Genomic DNA, 14,775 nt, shown 5'->3' with positions numbered 1-14,775 from the left:
CTATCACACTATCGAAGGGACTATTGTGCAGATAACCGAAAAAAACCTCAGGCAAGGCTTCATCAAAGTTGTTCCCAACAGCCAAGACGACCTTTGGCACCTCTACAACATCATATACCCCGACGATGAGGTTTACGCATTCACTAGCCGAGCCATAAAATCTGACGGCGAAGCTAACCGACCCAAAAGCGCCGAACGCGTCTCAGCATTTATGGGGGTGCGCGTAGAAAACGTAGCATGGGACAAGTTCCTTGGCAAACTGCGGGTTCACGGCATCATCATCCACGCCCCCGACATTATCCCCACCGGTGCGCACCACACCATAAGCGCCTCGCTCAACAAGCCCCTAACCATCGTCAAGAAGGAATGGCCTAAACACGCGCTTGACCGTTTGCAGCTTGCCAGCGAAGCCGAAAAACCCCTGCTCATAGTCGCAATAGACGACGAAGGCTACGCCATAGCCGAAACCAAACAGTACGGCGTCGAAATCAAAGTGGACGAACGCGTCAAGCTGCCTGGGAAATACGAAGCCGAAAAACGCACCACCGCAACCAACGAATACTTCAAACGCGCCCTAAACAGTCTACTGCAACTCTGGGAACCCAGCCACAACGTCATAGTGATCGTCGGAGTGGGCTTCATAAAAAACGGTTTCGTCTCCTACGTGAAAGCCAACAACAAAGCCGCGGCGCAGTCAATTGGAGACGTGAAAAGCGTCAATAACGGTGGCACTTCGGGCATTTATGAAGCCGTACGTTCAGGCGTGCTTTTGAAGGCGGCGCATCAGATGCGGCTTGTAGAAGAAACTCAAGCCATGGAAGAAGTTCTAAAACGGTTAGGCAAGGAAGATGCAACTATAACGTATGGTTTGGATGCGGTGGAAGCGGCGGTTCAGTGTGGCGCGGTGGAGAAGCTAATTGTTGCTGATACGCTGCTTCGGGAGGCTGAAGAGGAACAGCGGCTACGGCTGGAGAAAGCCATGCGCGAGGTCGAATACCGCAAAGGCAGCGTCATAGTTGTAAGCACCGAACACGAAGCAGGAGCAAAACTTTTAGCATTAGCAGGCATCGCGGCGCTACTTAGATTCCCCTTGTACAACAGCGATTCAACATAAAACCGCGTCTAAACCCCTTTCTATATATGGCTTTATAAAGGGATATGTTATATACCTGTGCAGTATAAAGCGTATATAAAGAAATACGGATACGGGTAATTGAAATGAGCAGCAAAAGAAAACCGTTAATTTCCATTCAGAACATAGTCGCCTCAGTATCTTTGAATCAAAAGATTGATTTGCAAAAGATTGTTGAAAAGTTTCCTCAGACCGAGTATAACCCAAGCGTTTTTCCTGGCCTAGTTTTCCGCTTGAAAAAACCTAAAACTGCCACTTTGATTTTCGGCACTGGCAAGATGGTTTGCACTGGAGCGAAATCTGAGAAAGAGTCGCGTTCAGCAGTAGAGAAAGTGGTCAAGGAACTGCGTGGTCAAGGTATCCAGATTACTGAAAAACCAGTGGTTAAAATCCAAAACATTGTGGCTTCGGCTGAACTTGGCGGAGAAATTGACTTGGAAAGCCTCGTGTACAAGCTAAGCAGAGTCATGTATGAACCCGAACAGTTCCCAGGCGCCGTTTTCCGCATGGACGAACCCAAAGTCGTGTTCCTGATCTTTAGCGCAGGCAAACTCGTCTGTGTTGGAGCCAAAAAAGAAGAACAAGTGTATGAGGCAGTAGACAAAATCCAGCAAATACTCGAAGAAAAAGACCTCATCTTCTACCCCGAGTAAACCCTCCTCCGCTTCTTTGCGGAACAAACCTTTTTTATCGTACCCGACGACGCACCACAGGATTCTCGCATGAAAGCCGATGTAGCACCTGCTCAAACGTCTCCTCCACAGACAACTCTTTTTTGAGGAAAACACCTGTTCTGCCCACTTGGTCACGCCGACGCAAAGCCCTAACACGGTCTAAAACTGTCTGAGCGGATACACCCAAAGTTTTGGCGGCTTGTTGTTCGCGTCCGATTATGCTGCTTTGCAGGTGCCCAGCCTTGGTGGGTTCAATTAGCACCAACTGTTTGTTTACGCCGCAAACCCGCACATCTGCCTGCAGTTGGGTCAGGTTGATTTCGCCGCTGAACTTGTAGAATTCGCGTTCGACTTTGCGTAGTGCCATGAGCGGGAAGGATATGGTGGTTGTCGGGTCGAGTTCGATGTAGGCTTTCATGGCGTATGTGGGTGTGGCTTGGATGAGGTAGCGGTTGCTGATTTGGATGCCTGCTTGCTCAAGCGCGGTTTCGACTTGGAAGGACGAGGCAGGGTCAGGTAAGAATATGTCTATGTCGCTGTCGTTGTGGGTGTCGCCGCGTGCGGTGCTGCCGTGGACAACTGCGCTTAGGTGTCTTTGCTCTAACGTTTCTATTAGGGTCTGCGTTTTTTGCCTGTGCCTTCGCAGCTGTATCCAATGGTCGTTGCTGTAGGTAACTTCAAGGTTATCAACGTGTTTTTCGGTTCTTTCTGCCACTTGTATCGTCTCTTTTGACAAAATTCAGGTGAGGGTTTATTAGTTGTTCGTTTCTCAACATAGTTTCCTGTCTGGGGCATCTTATGAGTTCGTCTGCTGATAAGTGCAGCGCATGCAAACGCAAAGAACCTTTTTATCATCGAATTTACAGCGGTGAGCGGTTGTGCCGCAAATGTTTTGGCGAATCTATCGAGAATAAGGTGCGCGCGACTATAGCCAAGTACAAGATGCTCAACTACAACGACACGGTCGCCATTGGCGTGAGCGGCGGAAAAGACAGCATCAGCCTGTTAGAGGTTCTAGCGCGGCTGGAGCGCAGGTTTCCGCGGGCAAAGCTGGTTGCAGTGACGGTGGACGAAGGCATCAAAGGCTACCGCGACGAAGCACTACAGATTGCGGTGGACGCCTGCAAACGCTGGAACATGCCCCACCACATCGTCAGCTTCAAAGACCTCTACGGCTACACCCTAGACGAAATCGTAAAACGCGCCAAAACACGCGGCTGCGAACTAACCCCCTGCGCCTACTGCGGCGTCCTAAGACGCAAAGCCCTAAACATCGCCGCCCTCAACATAAACGCCAACAAAGTCGCCACAGGACACACCCTCGACGACGAAGTCCAAACCAGCCTCCTCAACATCTTCCACGGCGACATCCCCAAAATGGCAGCAGAAAAACCCATAACCGACAAAATCCACCCCAAACTCATCCAAAAAGTCAAGCCGTTTTGCGAAATCCCAGAAAAAGAAAGCGCACTATACGCCTACCTCAAAAACATAAACTTCCAAAGCACCCCCTGCCCCTACGCCTCCGAAGCCCTACGCAACGACATCCGCACACTCCTAAACCGCATGGAAGAACGCCACGCAGGAACCAAACACACCATCTACAAATCCATCGAAAAACTCCGCCCCGCCATACAACAAACCACCCAAAAACCACCCTTCCAAAACTGCCAACAATGCAACCACCCCGCCGCAGCAAACCTCTGCATGGCATGCCAACTACTCAAACAAATCCAATAAGAGCCTGTTGAGTTTTGTGAAGGTTTTATGGTAATAAATCCCAGCGGTTTTGTAAGGATAAGATTAGCTGGCTAAGTTCATGTTTTTTGGGAAAGTTTTGTGTCCACCAATACCCGCTGTTTGCATATGCGGCGCTTTTTCTTTTTTTCTTTACAAAAGAGGTATTAAACAATTCGTCAATGTGTACTATACAGATTGGTCCTTTTGCTTTTGAATAGTCAAAAATTACTGCATAGTCATTTGCCCATTTTTCTTTCCAAGTAACTCTTATTGTATTATCGAATTTGGATGCTGTAACAATATGTACACTGAGGTTATTTTTGAGCCATTTTGCCTTCCCAGTTTTTCTATACCCTTTTTCAGCAAGAGATGTTTCAACAACATCTTTAGAGTGTTCTTTGCAAAGACTTTTGGTAGAGGTCGTAATTGTTGATACAGAGATTTGTTTAGTAGGGGAAGGGTGAATTTTTGGTGGTGCTGTTTGTCTTTTTCTTTGAATTATATGTTGGCAAATTTCACAGTATCTTCGATAGTTTTTTTGCTGTTCCGCACTCGACAGACGCGCTTGCGGTAATGCTATCCCTTCATAAGGGAAAGTTAGTTTAGAACCAACAGATCGTTCAACAGATTTTCCTATAACTACAACAAACTGAGGTTGAGCCCTTTCGATGACGCCTCTTACATAATTATCCCACGATGTCTTTAGGATACCCGTGTAAACCTTGGGGTCGGCATTCAACTTATTGCCATAAAGCCCCACGATGCTGGCATCAACCAACCATATTCCCTTTTCTTGCATCTGACGCAAAAGGGCAATCTTATTATGGAGTCTATAACGTAAGTCAGGTGTGCCAGTTTTTAAAACGCGATTAAATCCTAAATCAAAAATGTTTTCAGAAATACAGGAACTAAAAATTTTCCAAAATTGAGGCGTTCCTGTATTTTTACGAGAAAATGATGCATCGGTCAAGAGTCTGTTTTCACCATAACCTAAACAATAAACAAATCTAACAAAACGTTTCGGGTAATCTATCAACAAGTCAGGCAAAGCAGGTATGGAACATTCCTTTTCAAAATCCGCCTCGTCTGTGTAGACATGTGACTCTGCTAAAAGTACAACTTTTACTTCTTTTGGTTTCCAAAACTGCCTGTATGCTTCTACCGTCTTAACAACATCCAAAGAATCAATGAGAACATCGGGAAAAGCATCTCTAATTAGCCAATAAGCACTCTCAAGACTAACTTCCCCAACCATAGCTGTCACCCTAAATTAAATTACCATCACAACGAATAAAAACAATACCAAAACCAATACCTAAAAACCCCACCGTTTTCTCAACCCAGCTCAACACAAACGTACTCCAACCTATTTGGTTGCTGTTTTTATTTGTATGCAGAAACGATAGGGGGAGGGGGTCTGTATTTTGTTTGGGAAATGCCTGGTGTGCAGTTTGCGTTTTTGCGGGTTAGATTTTGACGATTTGGGCGTGGGGTGTGCCTTGGATGTTGAGGACGGCTTCGGGGTGGACGTAGCCTTTTTCTATGGCTTTTTCTACGCAGCTTTTGCCTACCATGTTTACGATGGTGGAGTTTTCTATCATGGCTATGGCTTCTTCGAGGGTGACTTTTCCGCCGTTGTAGAATTCGTCTTTGACGTGGAAGACTATTTTGCCTTCGCGTAGGGTTTTGCCAAGCATTTCGGTGTCGCAGATGGCTAGCATTACGTTTTTGCCTACTTTTTTGAGGTTAACGTATACCTCCAGTTTGCTTCACCGTTTAGAGTTGTTTGATGCTTGATTTTGCTCCGCAGGCGTTGCATTCAAGGAATGAGAGGCGTTTTTCTTTGTGGATGGTGGTGTCGGGGCGTTTGCAGACGGGGCAGATGACGAAGGCTTCCATGTACCGTTGTAGTAGATGTTCAAAAGTGTCTCTGCGGAATTTTCCCTGGAAAATTGCTCTGCCATCGTGATAAGTGGCGGCGGTTGCCATTTCGCGGGTTAGAAACTTTAGTATGTGTTGGGGGTCACGGTCTAGCATGTCTGAGACTTCTTTGAAGTTGGCAATGGTGGTTCGCATGCCAACCATGGAGACAAATAGCCGCGGCAGAGCTAAACGCTCCTGTTTTACTGTAACCTCGGGAATTTCATCTTGTGCACGCTTTAAAAGTTCGTTATAATTGTAATCCAAACTGCTTCCCAGCCACATCAACACAAAACAGCCTATTAAACACTTTCTTCACAACCCCAAAAACCCCAAGCAGCCACGCCGCGCCAACAGCATTATGCATATTAAGCTACAATCTGCTATATTTTCCGTGTAGGCGAAGGTTTTGGCGGCTCCAATTAAAGGCAGGCGTCGGTATCCGTACAAATGGTACCTGATACAAGTAATCACTGTAATGGCCATTATCGGCACCGTAGCAGGAGTAATATACTACTTAGCCTTAACCACCGACTTTGTTCCCTTGTCCTTAACAACCTACGTCAACATAGCCATTCTAACCTTTGGCGGGTACCTGATAATTCGGCTCATGTCCAAATTGATAATGCGTTATGGCGAAGCGGAGTTGCAGACTACTCATGCGTTTGCGATGAAAAACCTGTTTCAGATTTCCGCGGTTCTTGCTTTGTCGATTGCGGTTTTGTTCACTTTGGGTATAGATGTGACGTCGGTGTTGGTTGGCGCGGGCTTTTTAGGTATCGTGTTGGGTTTGGCTGCCCAAACGGTGCTGGGTAACATCTTTGCGGGCGTAGCGCTTTTAGGTTCGAAACAGTTCCGCGTAGGCGACCGCTTAACCATCAACATTGGACAATACGGCTATGTTCCCCAGACCTACATGCATGATGATCTTATCCCTGGATACACCGGCTCCGTGATCTATATCGGCTTAACCCACACAAGCCTTGTAGGCGACAACAACGTGCCCGTGTCCTACCCAAACAGCGTTCTGTTGCAGTCGATGATTCTTAATCACAGCTTGGTTAAAGGGCGACGGGTGAAGGTTCGGCTGGATTTGCACCGTGATGTCCCCGTGGAAGACTTCAAGAAAGCCCTAAAAGAAGCTCTTGAACAAGAAGAAATTATCAACACCGATTTACCCATAGAAATCAATCCCATGCTGATTTCAGGAGACACCTACAACGTTTCTATTGAAGCATGGATACGCGGGTCAGTGGAAGAACAAGGAAAAGCAGCACTCATAAACAGAGCCATCGAAGTCGTCAAAGAAATCAGGCAAAAAGCAGGCACCGACGTCTACACTAACTATCCCGTGCGAATCGGCGACCAACTTCTGTTCAGAGGCGAATTTGGCACTGTAGAAGCAGTAACCCCCAGATTTACCATCATACGAATCTGGGATAACCGCCGCCAAGTCGTGCCTAACAGCACCTTAGATAATGAGGTCTTCATTAATTATACCTTAAATGACCCTGAAAAACTCTTCTCAGTAGTCTTTTATGTTCCTTACGACACCAACTTGGACCAAGCCAAAGAACTCATGATAAAAGAAGCCCAAGCACACCCTGATGTTCTCAAAACGTTAAAGCCCATCTTCCACGTTCTAGACTTCACCCAAGGCGCCATAACCATTCGGCTACTGTTTAGCGCAAAAGACCAATCCACCGCATTTACCACCGCATGCGACCTGCGATACGCCATCAAAAAACGCTTCGACACCGCAAACATCAAACTCTCATGCCCCTCAACCTACATAACACCTGATTCAAAACTAAACATATCCTTCCCAGGCGAAAAAACCCCAAACGCCAAACCATCCCAAGACTAAAACTGCTTCTTTAGCACCCACAATTTTTACTCGCCAAACAATAAAACCCAAAAATGACCAATATTTCGTTATTCTTTTCGTGCCGCAAAAGCAAAGTCCTTAAATGTCACCTTTTACATGTTCAAAACTCTTGTAGAGTACCCAGCGGGTATGTGTCAGGATGGAAACCTAAGTAACTTTCTTCCATCAAACATAAAAGCCTCGCCTCAAAACAATATTAAATCAAGAGCCTCACCACCCTTTAAATGGACGCAAAGAGGAAACCCTTTGACCGAACAAAAAACAAGCGGACTCGAAACTTACAACCAGCAGATTACCGCGTTAAGAGAGCAGTTAAGCAAGACCCATGACGACATAAGCAAGCATATCGAGAAACGCGATCAACTAAACGAGCAAGCTAAGAATCTCCGCCAAGAAATCAACATCTACAAAAAAGAACGCGACCAGCTAAACAAAAACGTCAAAACCTTAAAGCAGCAACGTGACGAAATCCGCGCAAAAATGGCGCCTTTTATTGAAGAAATCAAAGCGCACAGCCAAAAGATTACTGAGTTAAAAGAGAAGATATCTGGCGGAAACCGTCATGGACTGCAGAAAGCTTTTGATGCTCTTGAATTCAAGATTGCAACAACAACCCTTGACCTTAAAGAAGAAAAGCGGTTAATTGAACAGGTTAAAGAAATCGAGACAAAGCTTAGTGTCCATAAAAAGATTGACCAGCACCGCAAAAAAATAAGTGCATTAAAAGCGGAGCTTCGAGTTTTCCAAGAGAAAGCCGACAGTTTCCACAAGGAACTCACAGAAAGCGCCAAGAACAGCCAAGAACTTCACTCTAAAATGCTCGCTAAATTTGAAGAGATGAAGAAAATCCGTGAAGAAGCCACTAACCTGCATGTGCTGTTCCTCCAAAGCCGCGAGCAAATCAAGCCCATCCACGAAGAAATCGGCAAATTAATGGGGCAAAGACAAAAACTGTTCGAGCAAAAACGCAAGAACTACGAACTTGTCAAAGAAGAAAACGCCAAAGTCAAGAAGGCAAAAGAAAACGAGCTAAAAGAAAAACTTGGCTCCCAAGTACGAGAAAAACTGCAACGCGGCGAAAAACTCAACTGGCAAGAATTCCAGTTACTCGACACCGACGACAGCACTGAAACGGAAGATTAAAACTTATCTTCCCCTTTATAGTACGAGTTAGAGACGGATGACGGCAAAAGACACTGTAGCCGAGCTGCAGAAGCGAATTCTAATTCTATGTGTAGACCGAGATGGCGATTTGGGGATAAAAGCAGGCATAAAAACACCCCTTATCGGAAGAACAGCCAATCTTGACGCTGCAGTTTCTTTTGCGTTAAGCGACCCTGAAGAACCTGACGCCAACGCCATGTTCGAAGCAGTAAGGCTTTATGACCGCCTTGTAGCAGAGAAGAAACCTGAAGAAATCTTTGAAGTGGCCACCATTTGCGGAACCGAGTTGGGCGGCGTGGGTGCAGACCGAAAACTTGTTGCCGAGCTTGGCATTATCTTGGAAGCTTTCGCTGCTGATGAGGTCATATTGGTTTCAGACGGTTTTACAGACGAAGCGGTTTTGCCTCTTGTAGAATCCAGAGTGCCCGTCTCCTCTGTGCGGCGCATTGTCATCAAACACAGCGAATCCATAGAAGAAACCGCAGCCCTATTCACAAGGTACATGAAGCTCGTCGTGGAAAATCCAAAATACTCCCGCTTAGCCTTAGGCATACCTGGGTTGCTGCTTTTCGTCTGGGGCATACTGACATACTTTAACTTAGTCAGCTTTTACGCCATAGCGATGATACTGGTTTTAGGCGGAATCTTGCTAGTCAAAGGTTTTGGTTTTGACAAAACAGCCAAAGACTTCTACCGATGGACAAAAGAGTACTCCCCGCCTGCAATCCAGGTTCAGATAGCAAACTACGCTACTATCGCGGGGGTTTTGTGTCTTGCAATAAGTGCCTATTCTGGCTACGCGCATGTACTTGACAAAGTCTCTCCCCTTCCCGTAGACCTAAGCGGTTGGCTTGCCGAATTACCCGTAGTCACAGGATACTTCCTCAAAGGCTCAATGGATCTTATCGTAGTTGGGTTAAGCACCATACTCATCGGCAGAGGCGTACGCATGTACTTTGACCACGACACACGCGTACTACGAAACGCCGTCCTAATCGTCTCCATCGTCTGGTCCCGCATGATCTTTAACGGCGCCGCCGACGTACTCATCAGCCCCTCAACAGGCTACACCAACCTAATCTACTTCATAATCGTAGGCATCCTCATAGCCATAGCCTCAGTTCTGGTGGTCCTCATCATCCACCGATCCTCCAAAGACTATTTTGAGCAAACAAAAACGGAGGTCGATGAGTTTGGCGCAAAAACCTAACCCACACGCCACAAACTACAACACCAAAGAGCAACACGATTCCACACCCAAACCATCTGTTGACCTGTGTAATAGGCGGTTTTTTGGTTTTGCTAACTCAAACAAGCAAGCAACTAAGGTTTTGGGGCAAGCTTTAACTGAAGCTGTATGGGCTTTACCTGTAACGCATGGTGGCGGTTTATGCTATCATGCCTTTAAAGATACGAGGTTAAAGTAGTGGGTCTCACGCAAGTTCTCTCCGCTATAGGCGCTTACAAAGCTTACGAAAAATGGCTATATTGGCAAGTCAAAAACGGCGAACGCCCCGAACACATCGCAATTATTTTAGACGGCAACCGACGCTGGGCTAACGAACAAGAACTCAACCCCTGGCTAGGACACAAAAAAGGAGCCGAAACCGTAGAACGCCTCCTCGACTGGTGCGAAATGCTCGGCGTCAAATTCGTAACCCTCTACTCTTTTAGCATGGAAAACTTTCGACGCCCCGCAGGCGAAGTCGAAGAAATCATGCGCATCGCCCAAGAAAAATTCCGCAAACTCCTAACCGACGAACGCATCCACCGCAACAAAGTCCACGTCAAAGTCATCGGCAGAGTAAACCTCCTACCCGAAGAACTGCAAAACCTCATAACAGACGTCGAAAAAGCAACCGCCAACTACGACAACCAATTCCTAAACTTCGCCTTCGCATACGGAGGCAGAGCAGAAATCCTCGACGCCGCAAAAACCATAGCCGCCAAAGTCAAAAACGGCGAACTCGAACTCGACGACATAACCGAAGAAACTTTTGAACAACACCTCTACACCTCCCACATGCCCAAACAAGACCCCGACATGATAATACGCACCTCAGGCGAAGAACGCCTCAGCGGCTTCCTCCTATGGCAATCCGCCTACAGCGAACTCCTATTCCTCGACGTCTACTGGCCCGACTTCCGCTTCATCGACCTCCTACGCGCCATACGAACCTTCCAACACCGCAAACGACGCTACGGCAACTAACAACCCCAACCCCAAAACAAACTCCTGCATACTTCTCAACCAACACAAAATAGACCCCCCTCCCCCCTTTCTGCATACAATTAAAACCAGCAACCACATAGACAGCAAACAGGTTCGTTGTCTGCAAAAGAAAGCAATGACCAGCAGTGAACAGCACAATGCAATCGGGTACTAGCATGACCCATTCAGTTTCTTTCGCCCGTCACACCCCCAAACCCGCTGATAGCCTATAAAGAATCTTCACAAACAAAAATTACATCAGAAAAAACAGGTAAAAAACAACTTATCAATGACCCAGCACCACAACAAACCTGCCTAAAAACAAGCTCTACAACAAAAAACGCAACAGCTCAGGTTAGCTGGCGGTTTTGTTAACACAATGTTTTTAGTCTTCGTAGACATATTGTTTACGTGATGTAAACATGTCTGAGACTTTCAGCGTCCGCATCCCCAAAGAACTCAAGGAAAAAATTGAAGCAAACCCCGACGACTGGAGCCAAGAAGTCCGAAACTTCCTCACCGAGCGAGTAAAACAGAAAGAACTCCTAAACGCCTTAAACGAGATAGAAACCCGAGCTGAAAAAAGAAAAACCAAAATCGACTCCGTCACCCTTATCCGGGAGGACCGCGAACGCCAAGACTAATCCTCGACTCCAACATAATCGTCAAACTCGTAATAAACGAAGGCGACCTAAAACAAATCAAAGCCGAAATCCAAAATGCCTTAAAGAAAGGTTACGTACTCGTCACAGTCGATTTAGCCCTAACCGAATGTCTCAACGTCATATGGAAACACACTAACCTTCTCCACGACATAGAAGACTACAATCTCGCAGTCCAAGACCTACTAACAATCTACGACGACCTAACAATAATCCCCACCAGAACCCTAGCAAAAGAAACAATCAACATAGCCACCACCAAAAACATCAGCATATACGACGCCACCTACATAGCAGCCACACAAAAACTCAACGGCACACTCTACACAGCCGACAAAAAACTAGCCACAACAGCCCAAACAATAACAACAGTAAAAACCCTAAAACCAAACTAACCAGTTTGCGCTCAAGTTGTCTTTTTTTTGTCATGCGAATTAGAGCTCTATTTCATTTGCTATGACCGAACCGTATTTGCAAAAGCAAGATCAACTGCTCCCTACGCGTTTTGACACCCGACGAGTAAAAAAGCGCCCCAATTTTAATTGGGGGTCTAAAAAATATCTGTATTTCTGCAAGAAGTCTAACTGGGAGTTAGGAAGACAAGTTTTATACCAATTGTAATTCCAACATCTATAATCAGTGTCTAACCCCTAACCTACATAGTCCAATAATCATAATGCCCAAATCAAAGGTATACGTAAGAAAGTTAGGGGATTAACCTAAGAAATTGAAGAACCTTATAGACTATTTCCCACTGCATGACTGCTGGCAAATCCAAATGAGTTCCTCTCAACCCAATTAAGCAGTATTATTTTAGGTGGTTAGCTTTTAAACTATTCAAACAAACATGCTTTATAATTTGCAATAGCTTATTTTTGATTGCAATACAAAAAACAGAAAGGTTGCTTATTGCGAACCTTTGGGTTTGGGTATCTGGTTTTTTGTCTGTTTAACATTTGTTCCGCTTACTATGGCATCAACGCCTATGCCCGTAAGGTCTCTGCGAACATTGCCAATATCGGTGGATGAAACAACTCCACCTTCGAACTTCACGGTCTTATTGACAGCGCTATGAGATTTCTCTGCCCTGACTTTCTTTGATTCTGACATTTCCTAATCCCTTAAAATAAATTATTGATCCTTAGGTGTGGGGATTTGTCTTTTGGCTTGCTGAACGTTTGAACCGCTAACAATACCTTTCTGTATATCGCCAACTGATGATGCTGGAATAGGGCCTCCAAATTTCTTGGAGGTACATTCTTTTTTATTTTGACTCAATGTTTTCCCCTCAATATTTTACTCCACTGTTTAGGGTTTAACATTTCGGTACTTTTCGATCATCATGCAAACCCATCAACTTATCCATTGCAACAACATACTGAGCCGAATATTCCCTAAACTTAATCATAGCGTCGTAGTTAGCCCAATTTTCCTCTTTCTCATTGAAGTAGCTTGCATAACCCCAAAAGAAGCTTAAAATTTCGATAAATTTGTTTGTCCAAAAAATTTCAAGTCCTTTCTCCCTTGAATTATACCATAACAGTGAATATTTAGCGTAGGCAGTTTTATAGCGTTTAATAATCTCTGCTTTTGGCAAACTGACGTAACCATTTTCCGTCAAAATCGTTCCTTCTGTTGCTTTTTTATTATCGCAAAAAGGCTTTACCATATCGCTTAGTGTTGCTATTGCTCCATACGTTAGATGGAAAAATTCTCTTCCTTTTTCCCTAACCTCAAAATCTCTGATTACCTTTTTTTCTCTTATACTTAAAAGGTGATTGACGATGTACGATACAATTCCTGATACTATGCCTATTAGAGCACCTATGAGTAGTGTTAATGTATCAGCCAAAGGCTATCCCAAACAAAGCCTAAAACGTTGTAACATTCTAATATTTTTTGCTCTTTCGCTAACTTTTTACATTATTCTGTGATTGCTTTCACGATATTGTTTAACTCAAACACTTCAAAACCATGCAAGTACAAGCGGTAGCGCAAAAAAGAATTCGTAATTTTGGGGAGTTATCCGCGTTTTGTGCTGACTATGCTCTGATTACGTCCCGGTCTTTTAGGATGACGTCTTCGCTGATTCTGCGTTTGTTGTGGACATATGGTGTTTAGGCGCGTTTTTTGGCGCTTATGATGCTGATGATGTCTTTATCTTTGAGGGGGGTGTCTTCTCCGATGCGTTTTTTGTTTCGGGCGTCTATGGCGTAGATGAAGCTGTCTCCTAGTTCGGTGTGTATGATGTAGGCGAATTGTTTGGCGGTGGTTCCTTTGGGTATGAGGTAGGTGTCGGGGAGGACTTTGCCGTTGTGGTTTGAGAGGTGTTCGACGTCTTCGACGGGGTAAACGGTTATCATGTCAAGTAAGTCGAAGTAGGCGGTGTTTATGGCTTGTTGGATGCCTGTGGAGCCGTTGGTGTTTAAGATTTTTTCTTCGATGATTTTGAGGGCTTGGGTTTGTCCTGCGGAGAGTTTCTCGGGAGAAGTAATTGTGAAGGTGTCGTCGCCGGGTTTGTAGTTGATGAGTTGTTTTTCGGCGGCGCGCCTGAGTGCGAGTTCGGCTTCGGCGCTGGCGGGGATAACCGTGTAATCAAGTTTTTGGAGGCGTGTGATGTTGTCTTGGGCGCTGGGCAAATCGATTTTGTTTGCCACAATGAGCATGGGCTTGGCAATTCTGCGCAGCGTATCCACGAACCTAAGGAAGTCTTCGTCGCTCCAGCTTGAGGCGCGGTCAGCATTCAACTCTGTAGTTCGAACCGCTTCAAAAATGTGAAGGCGCTTAATCCCTAAGCCGCTGAGGCGTTCTTCGAGGGGACCATAGATGCCTTTTTTGTCGGCTTCGGCGGTGCGCGCAATTTTTTGCCAGTCTTTGCGGATTATGTTGGCTAGCCACATGGTGATTTCGCGTTCAAGGAATTCGATGTCTTCGACGGGGTCGTGTTCGCCCAGTTTGCAGGTGCGTCCTTCGCAGTCGGTTCCTCCTGAAGCATCCACCACATGGACCAGGGCGTCGGCGCGAAAGATTTCGTCTATGAACTGGTTTCCTAGGCCGCGTCCTTCCCAGGCTCCGGGAACTATGCCTGCAACGTCGATGAGCTCAACTGGGACAAGCCTAATGCCGTCTAGGCAAAGGCTGTTGTTTGGGTGGTCTTGCACGTTAAATTCGGTGTGCACGCAGGGGGTGCGGACGTATCCGACGCCGCGGTTGGGTTTTATGGTGGTAAACGGGTAATTTGCGATGTCAGTTGTGGCTAGGGTGGCGGCGCTAAAGAACGTGGATTTTCCAGTGTTGGGTTTGCCTACGACGCCTAGTACGCGTGAATATGAAGCTGGCATGGCGGTTCCTTAGAAGGTTGTCGGCTTGTTGGCTTTATTGTT

16 protein-coding genes are annotated in these 14,775 nt (G+C 45.9%); 8 read left to right on the top strand and 8 right to left on the bottom strand.

Going from position 1 to position 14,775, the window contains the following annotated elements; genetic code table 11:
• The first annotated feature begins 25 nt into the window (after nucleotides 1-25).
• Nucleotides 26-1,114 (top strand): mRNA surveillance protein pelota, encoded by a 1,089-nt coding sequence (locus tag NWF04_03775; GenBank protein ID MCW4005701.1) that lies wholly within the window; start codon nucleotides 26-28, stop codon nucleotides 1,112-1,114.
• 104 nt (nucleotides 1,115-1,218) lie between these two features.
• Nucleotides 1,219-1,785 (top strand): TATA-box-binding protein, encoded by a 567-nt coding sequence (locus NWF04_03770; GenBank protein MCW4005700.1) that lies wholly within the window; start codon nucleotides 1,219-1,221, stop codon nucleotides 1,783-1,785.
• 34 nt (nucleotides 1,786-1,819) lie between these two features.
• On the opposite strand, the gene NWF04_03765 is transcribed toward NWF04_03770, so the two are convergent.
• On the bottom strand, nucleotides 1,820-2,521 hold the full coding sequence (locus NWF04_03765; GenBank protein MCW4005699.1) for a nucleotidyltransferase domain-containing protein: 702 nt from the start codon (nucleotides 2,519-2,521) through the stop codon (nucleotides 1,820-1,822).
• Between the two features lie 83 nt (nucleotides 2,522-2,604).
• Between NWF04_03765 and NWF04_03760 the strand changes: the two genes are divergently transcribed.
• Nucleotides 2,605-3,546: a TIGR00269 family protein gene (locus tag NWF04_03760; GenBank protein MCW4005698.1), complete on the top strand. Its 942-nt coding sequence runs from the start codon at nucleotides 2,605-2,607 to the stop codon at nucleotides 3,544-3,546.
• A 25-nt stretch (nucleotides 3,547-3,571) separates the two neighbouring features.
• On the opposite strand, the gene NWF04_03755 is transcribed toward NWF04_03760, so the two are convergent.
• The 3 genes from NWF04_03755 to NWF04_03745 form a co-directional block, all read right to left on the bottom strand.
• Nucleotides 3,572-4,801, bottom strand: coding sequence for a hypothetical protein (locus NWF04_03755; GenBank protein ID MCW4005697.1), 1,230 nt, complete (start codon nucleotides 4,799-4,801; stop codon nucleotides 3,572-3,574).
• Between the two features lie 211 nt (nucleotides 4,802-5,012).
• On the bottom strand, nucleotides 5,013-5,267 hold the full coding sequence (locus NWF04_03750) for a DUF424 family protein (protein ID MCW4005696.1): 255 nt from the start codon (nucleotides 5,265-5,267) through the stop codon (nucleotides 5,013-5,015).
• Nucleotides 5,268-5,322: 55 nt separating this feature from the next.
• The gene (locus NWF04_03745) at nucleotides 5,323-5,733 is read right to left on the bottom strand and encodes a translation initiation factor IF-2 subunit beta (GenBank protein ID MCW4005695.1); all 411 of its coding nucleotides are present in this window, start codon (nucleotides 5,731-5,733) and stop codon (nucleotides 5,323-5,325) included.
• A gap of 142 nt (nucleotides 5,734-5,875) precedes the next feature.
• On the opposite strand from NWF04_03745, the gene NWF04_03740 reads away from it, so the two are divergent.
• The 5 genes from NWF04_03740 to NWF04_03720 all read left to right on the top strand — a co-directional run bounded on the left by NWF04_03740 (nucleotide 5,876) and on the right by NWF04_03720 (nucleotide 11,374).
• A complete protein-coding gene (locus NWF04_03740) occupies nucleotides 5,876-7,333 on the top strand; it encodes a mechanosensitive ion channel family protein (GenBank protein ID MCW4005694.1) in 1,458 nt (485 codons plus the stop codon).
• A 267-nt stretch (nucleotides 7,334-7,600) separates the two neighbouring features.
• On the top strand, nucleotides 7,601-8,497 hold the full coding sequence (locus tag NWF04_03735) for a hypothetical protein (GenBank protein ID MCW4005693.1): 897 nt from the start codon (nucleotides 7,601-7,603) through the stop codon (nucleotides 8,495-8,497).
• Between the two features lie 37 nt (nucleotides 8,498-8,534).
• Nucleotides 8,535-9,728 carry a DUF373 family protein gene (locus NWF04_03730; GenBank protein ID MCW4005692.1) on the top strand — a complete coding sequence of 398 codons (1,194 nt, stop codon included), beginning with the start codon at nucleotides 8,535-8,537 and terminating at the stop codon, nucleotides 9,726-9,728.
• Between the two features lie 216 nt (nucleotides 9,729-9,944).
• The gene (uppS, locus tag NWF04_03725; protein MCW4005691.1) at nucleotides 9,945-10,730 is read left to right on the top strand and encodes a polyprenyl diphosphate synthase; all 786 of its coding nucleotides are present in this window, start codon (nucleotides 9,945-9,947) and stop codon (nucleotides 10,728-10,730) included.
• Between the two features lie 422 nt (nucleotides 10,731-11,152).
• Entirely contained in the window at nucleotides 11,153-11,374 is a 222-nt protein-coding gene (locus tag NWF04_03720; protein ID MCW4005690.1) for a CopG family transcriptional regulator, read from the top strand.
• A 924-nt stretch (nucleotides 11,375-12,298) separates the two neighbouring features.
• Here NWF04_03720 and NWF04_03715 read toward each other — a convergent pair.
• From NWF04_03715 to NWF04_03700, 4 genes are all read right to left on the bottom strand, one after another.
• Nucleotides 12,299-12,502, bottom strand: a complete 204-nt coding sequence (locus NWF04_03715; protein MCW4005689.1) for a hypothetical protein — start codon at nucleotides 12,500-12,502, stop codon at nucleotides 12,299-12,301.
• Nucleotides 12,503-12,523: 21 nt separating this feature from the next.
• Nucleotides 12,524-12,670: a hypothetical protein gene (locus NWF04_03710; protein MCW4005688.1), complete on the bottom strand. Its 147-nt coding sequence runs from the start codon at nucleotides 12,668-12,670 to the stop codon at nucleotides 12,524-12,526.
• 37 nt (nucleotides 12,671-12,707) lie between these two features.
• The gene (locus NWF04_03705; GenBank protein MCW4005687.1) at nucleotides 12,708-13,244 is read right to left on the bottom strand and encodes a hypothetical protein; all 537 of its coding nucleotides are present in this window, start codon (nucleotides 13,242-13,244) and stop codon (nucleotides 12,708-12,710) included.
• A 265-nt stretch (nucleotides 13,245-13,509) separates the two neighbouring features.
• Nucleotides 13,510-14,733: a redox-regulated ATPase YchF gene (locus NWF04_03700; protein MCW4005686.1), complete on the bottom strand. Its 1,224-nt coding sequence runs from the start codon at nucleotides 14,731-14,733 to the stop codon at nucleotides 13,510-13,512.
• Between the last annotated feature and the right edge of the window lie 42 nt (nucleotides 14,734-14,775).

Source organism: Candidatus Bathyarchaeota archaeon (assembly GCA_026014465.1).
Classification (GTDB): domain Archaea; phylum Thermoproteota; class Bathyarchaeia; order Bathyarchaeales; family Bathycorpusculaceae; genus JADGNF01.
The sequence above is the reverse complement of the archived record's forward strand: the minus strand, read 5'-3'. Positions and strand labels throughout refer to the sequence as shown.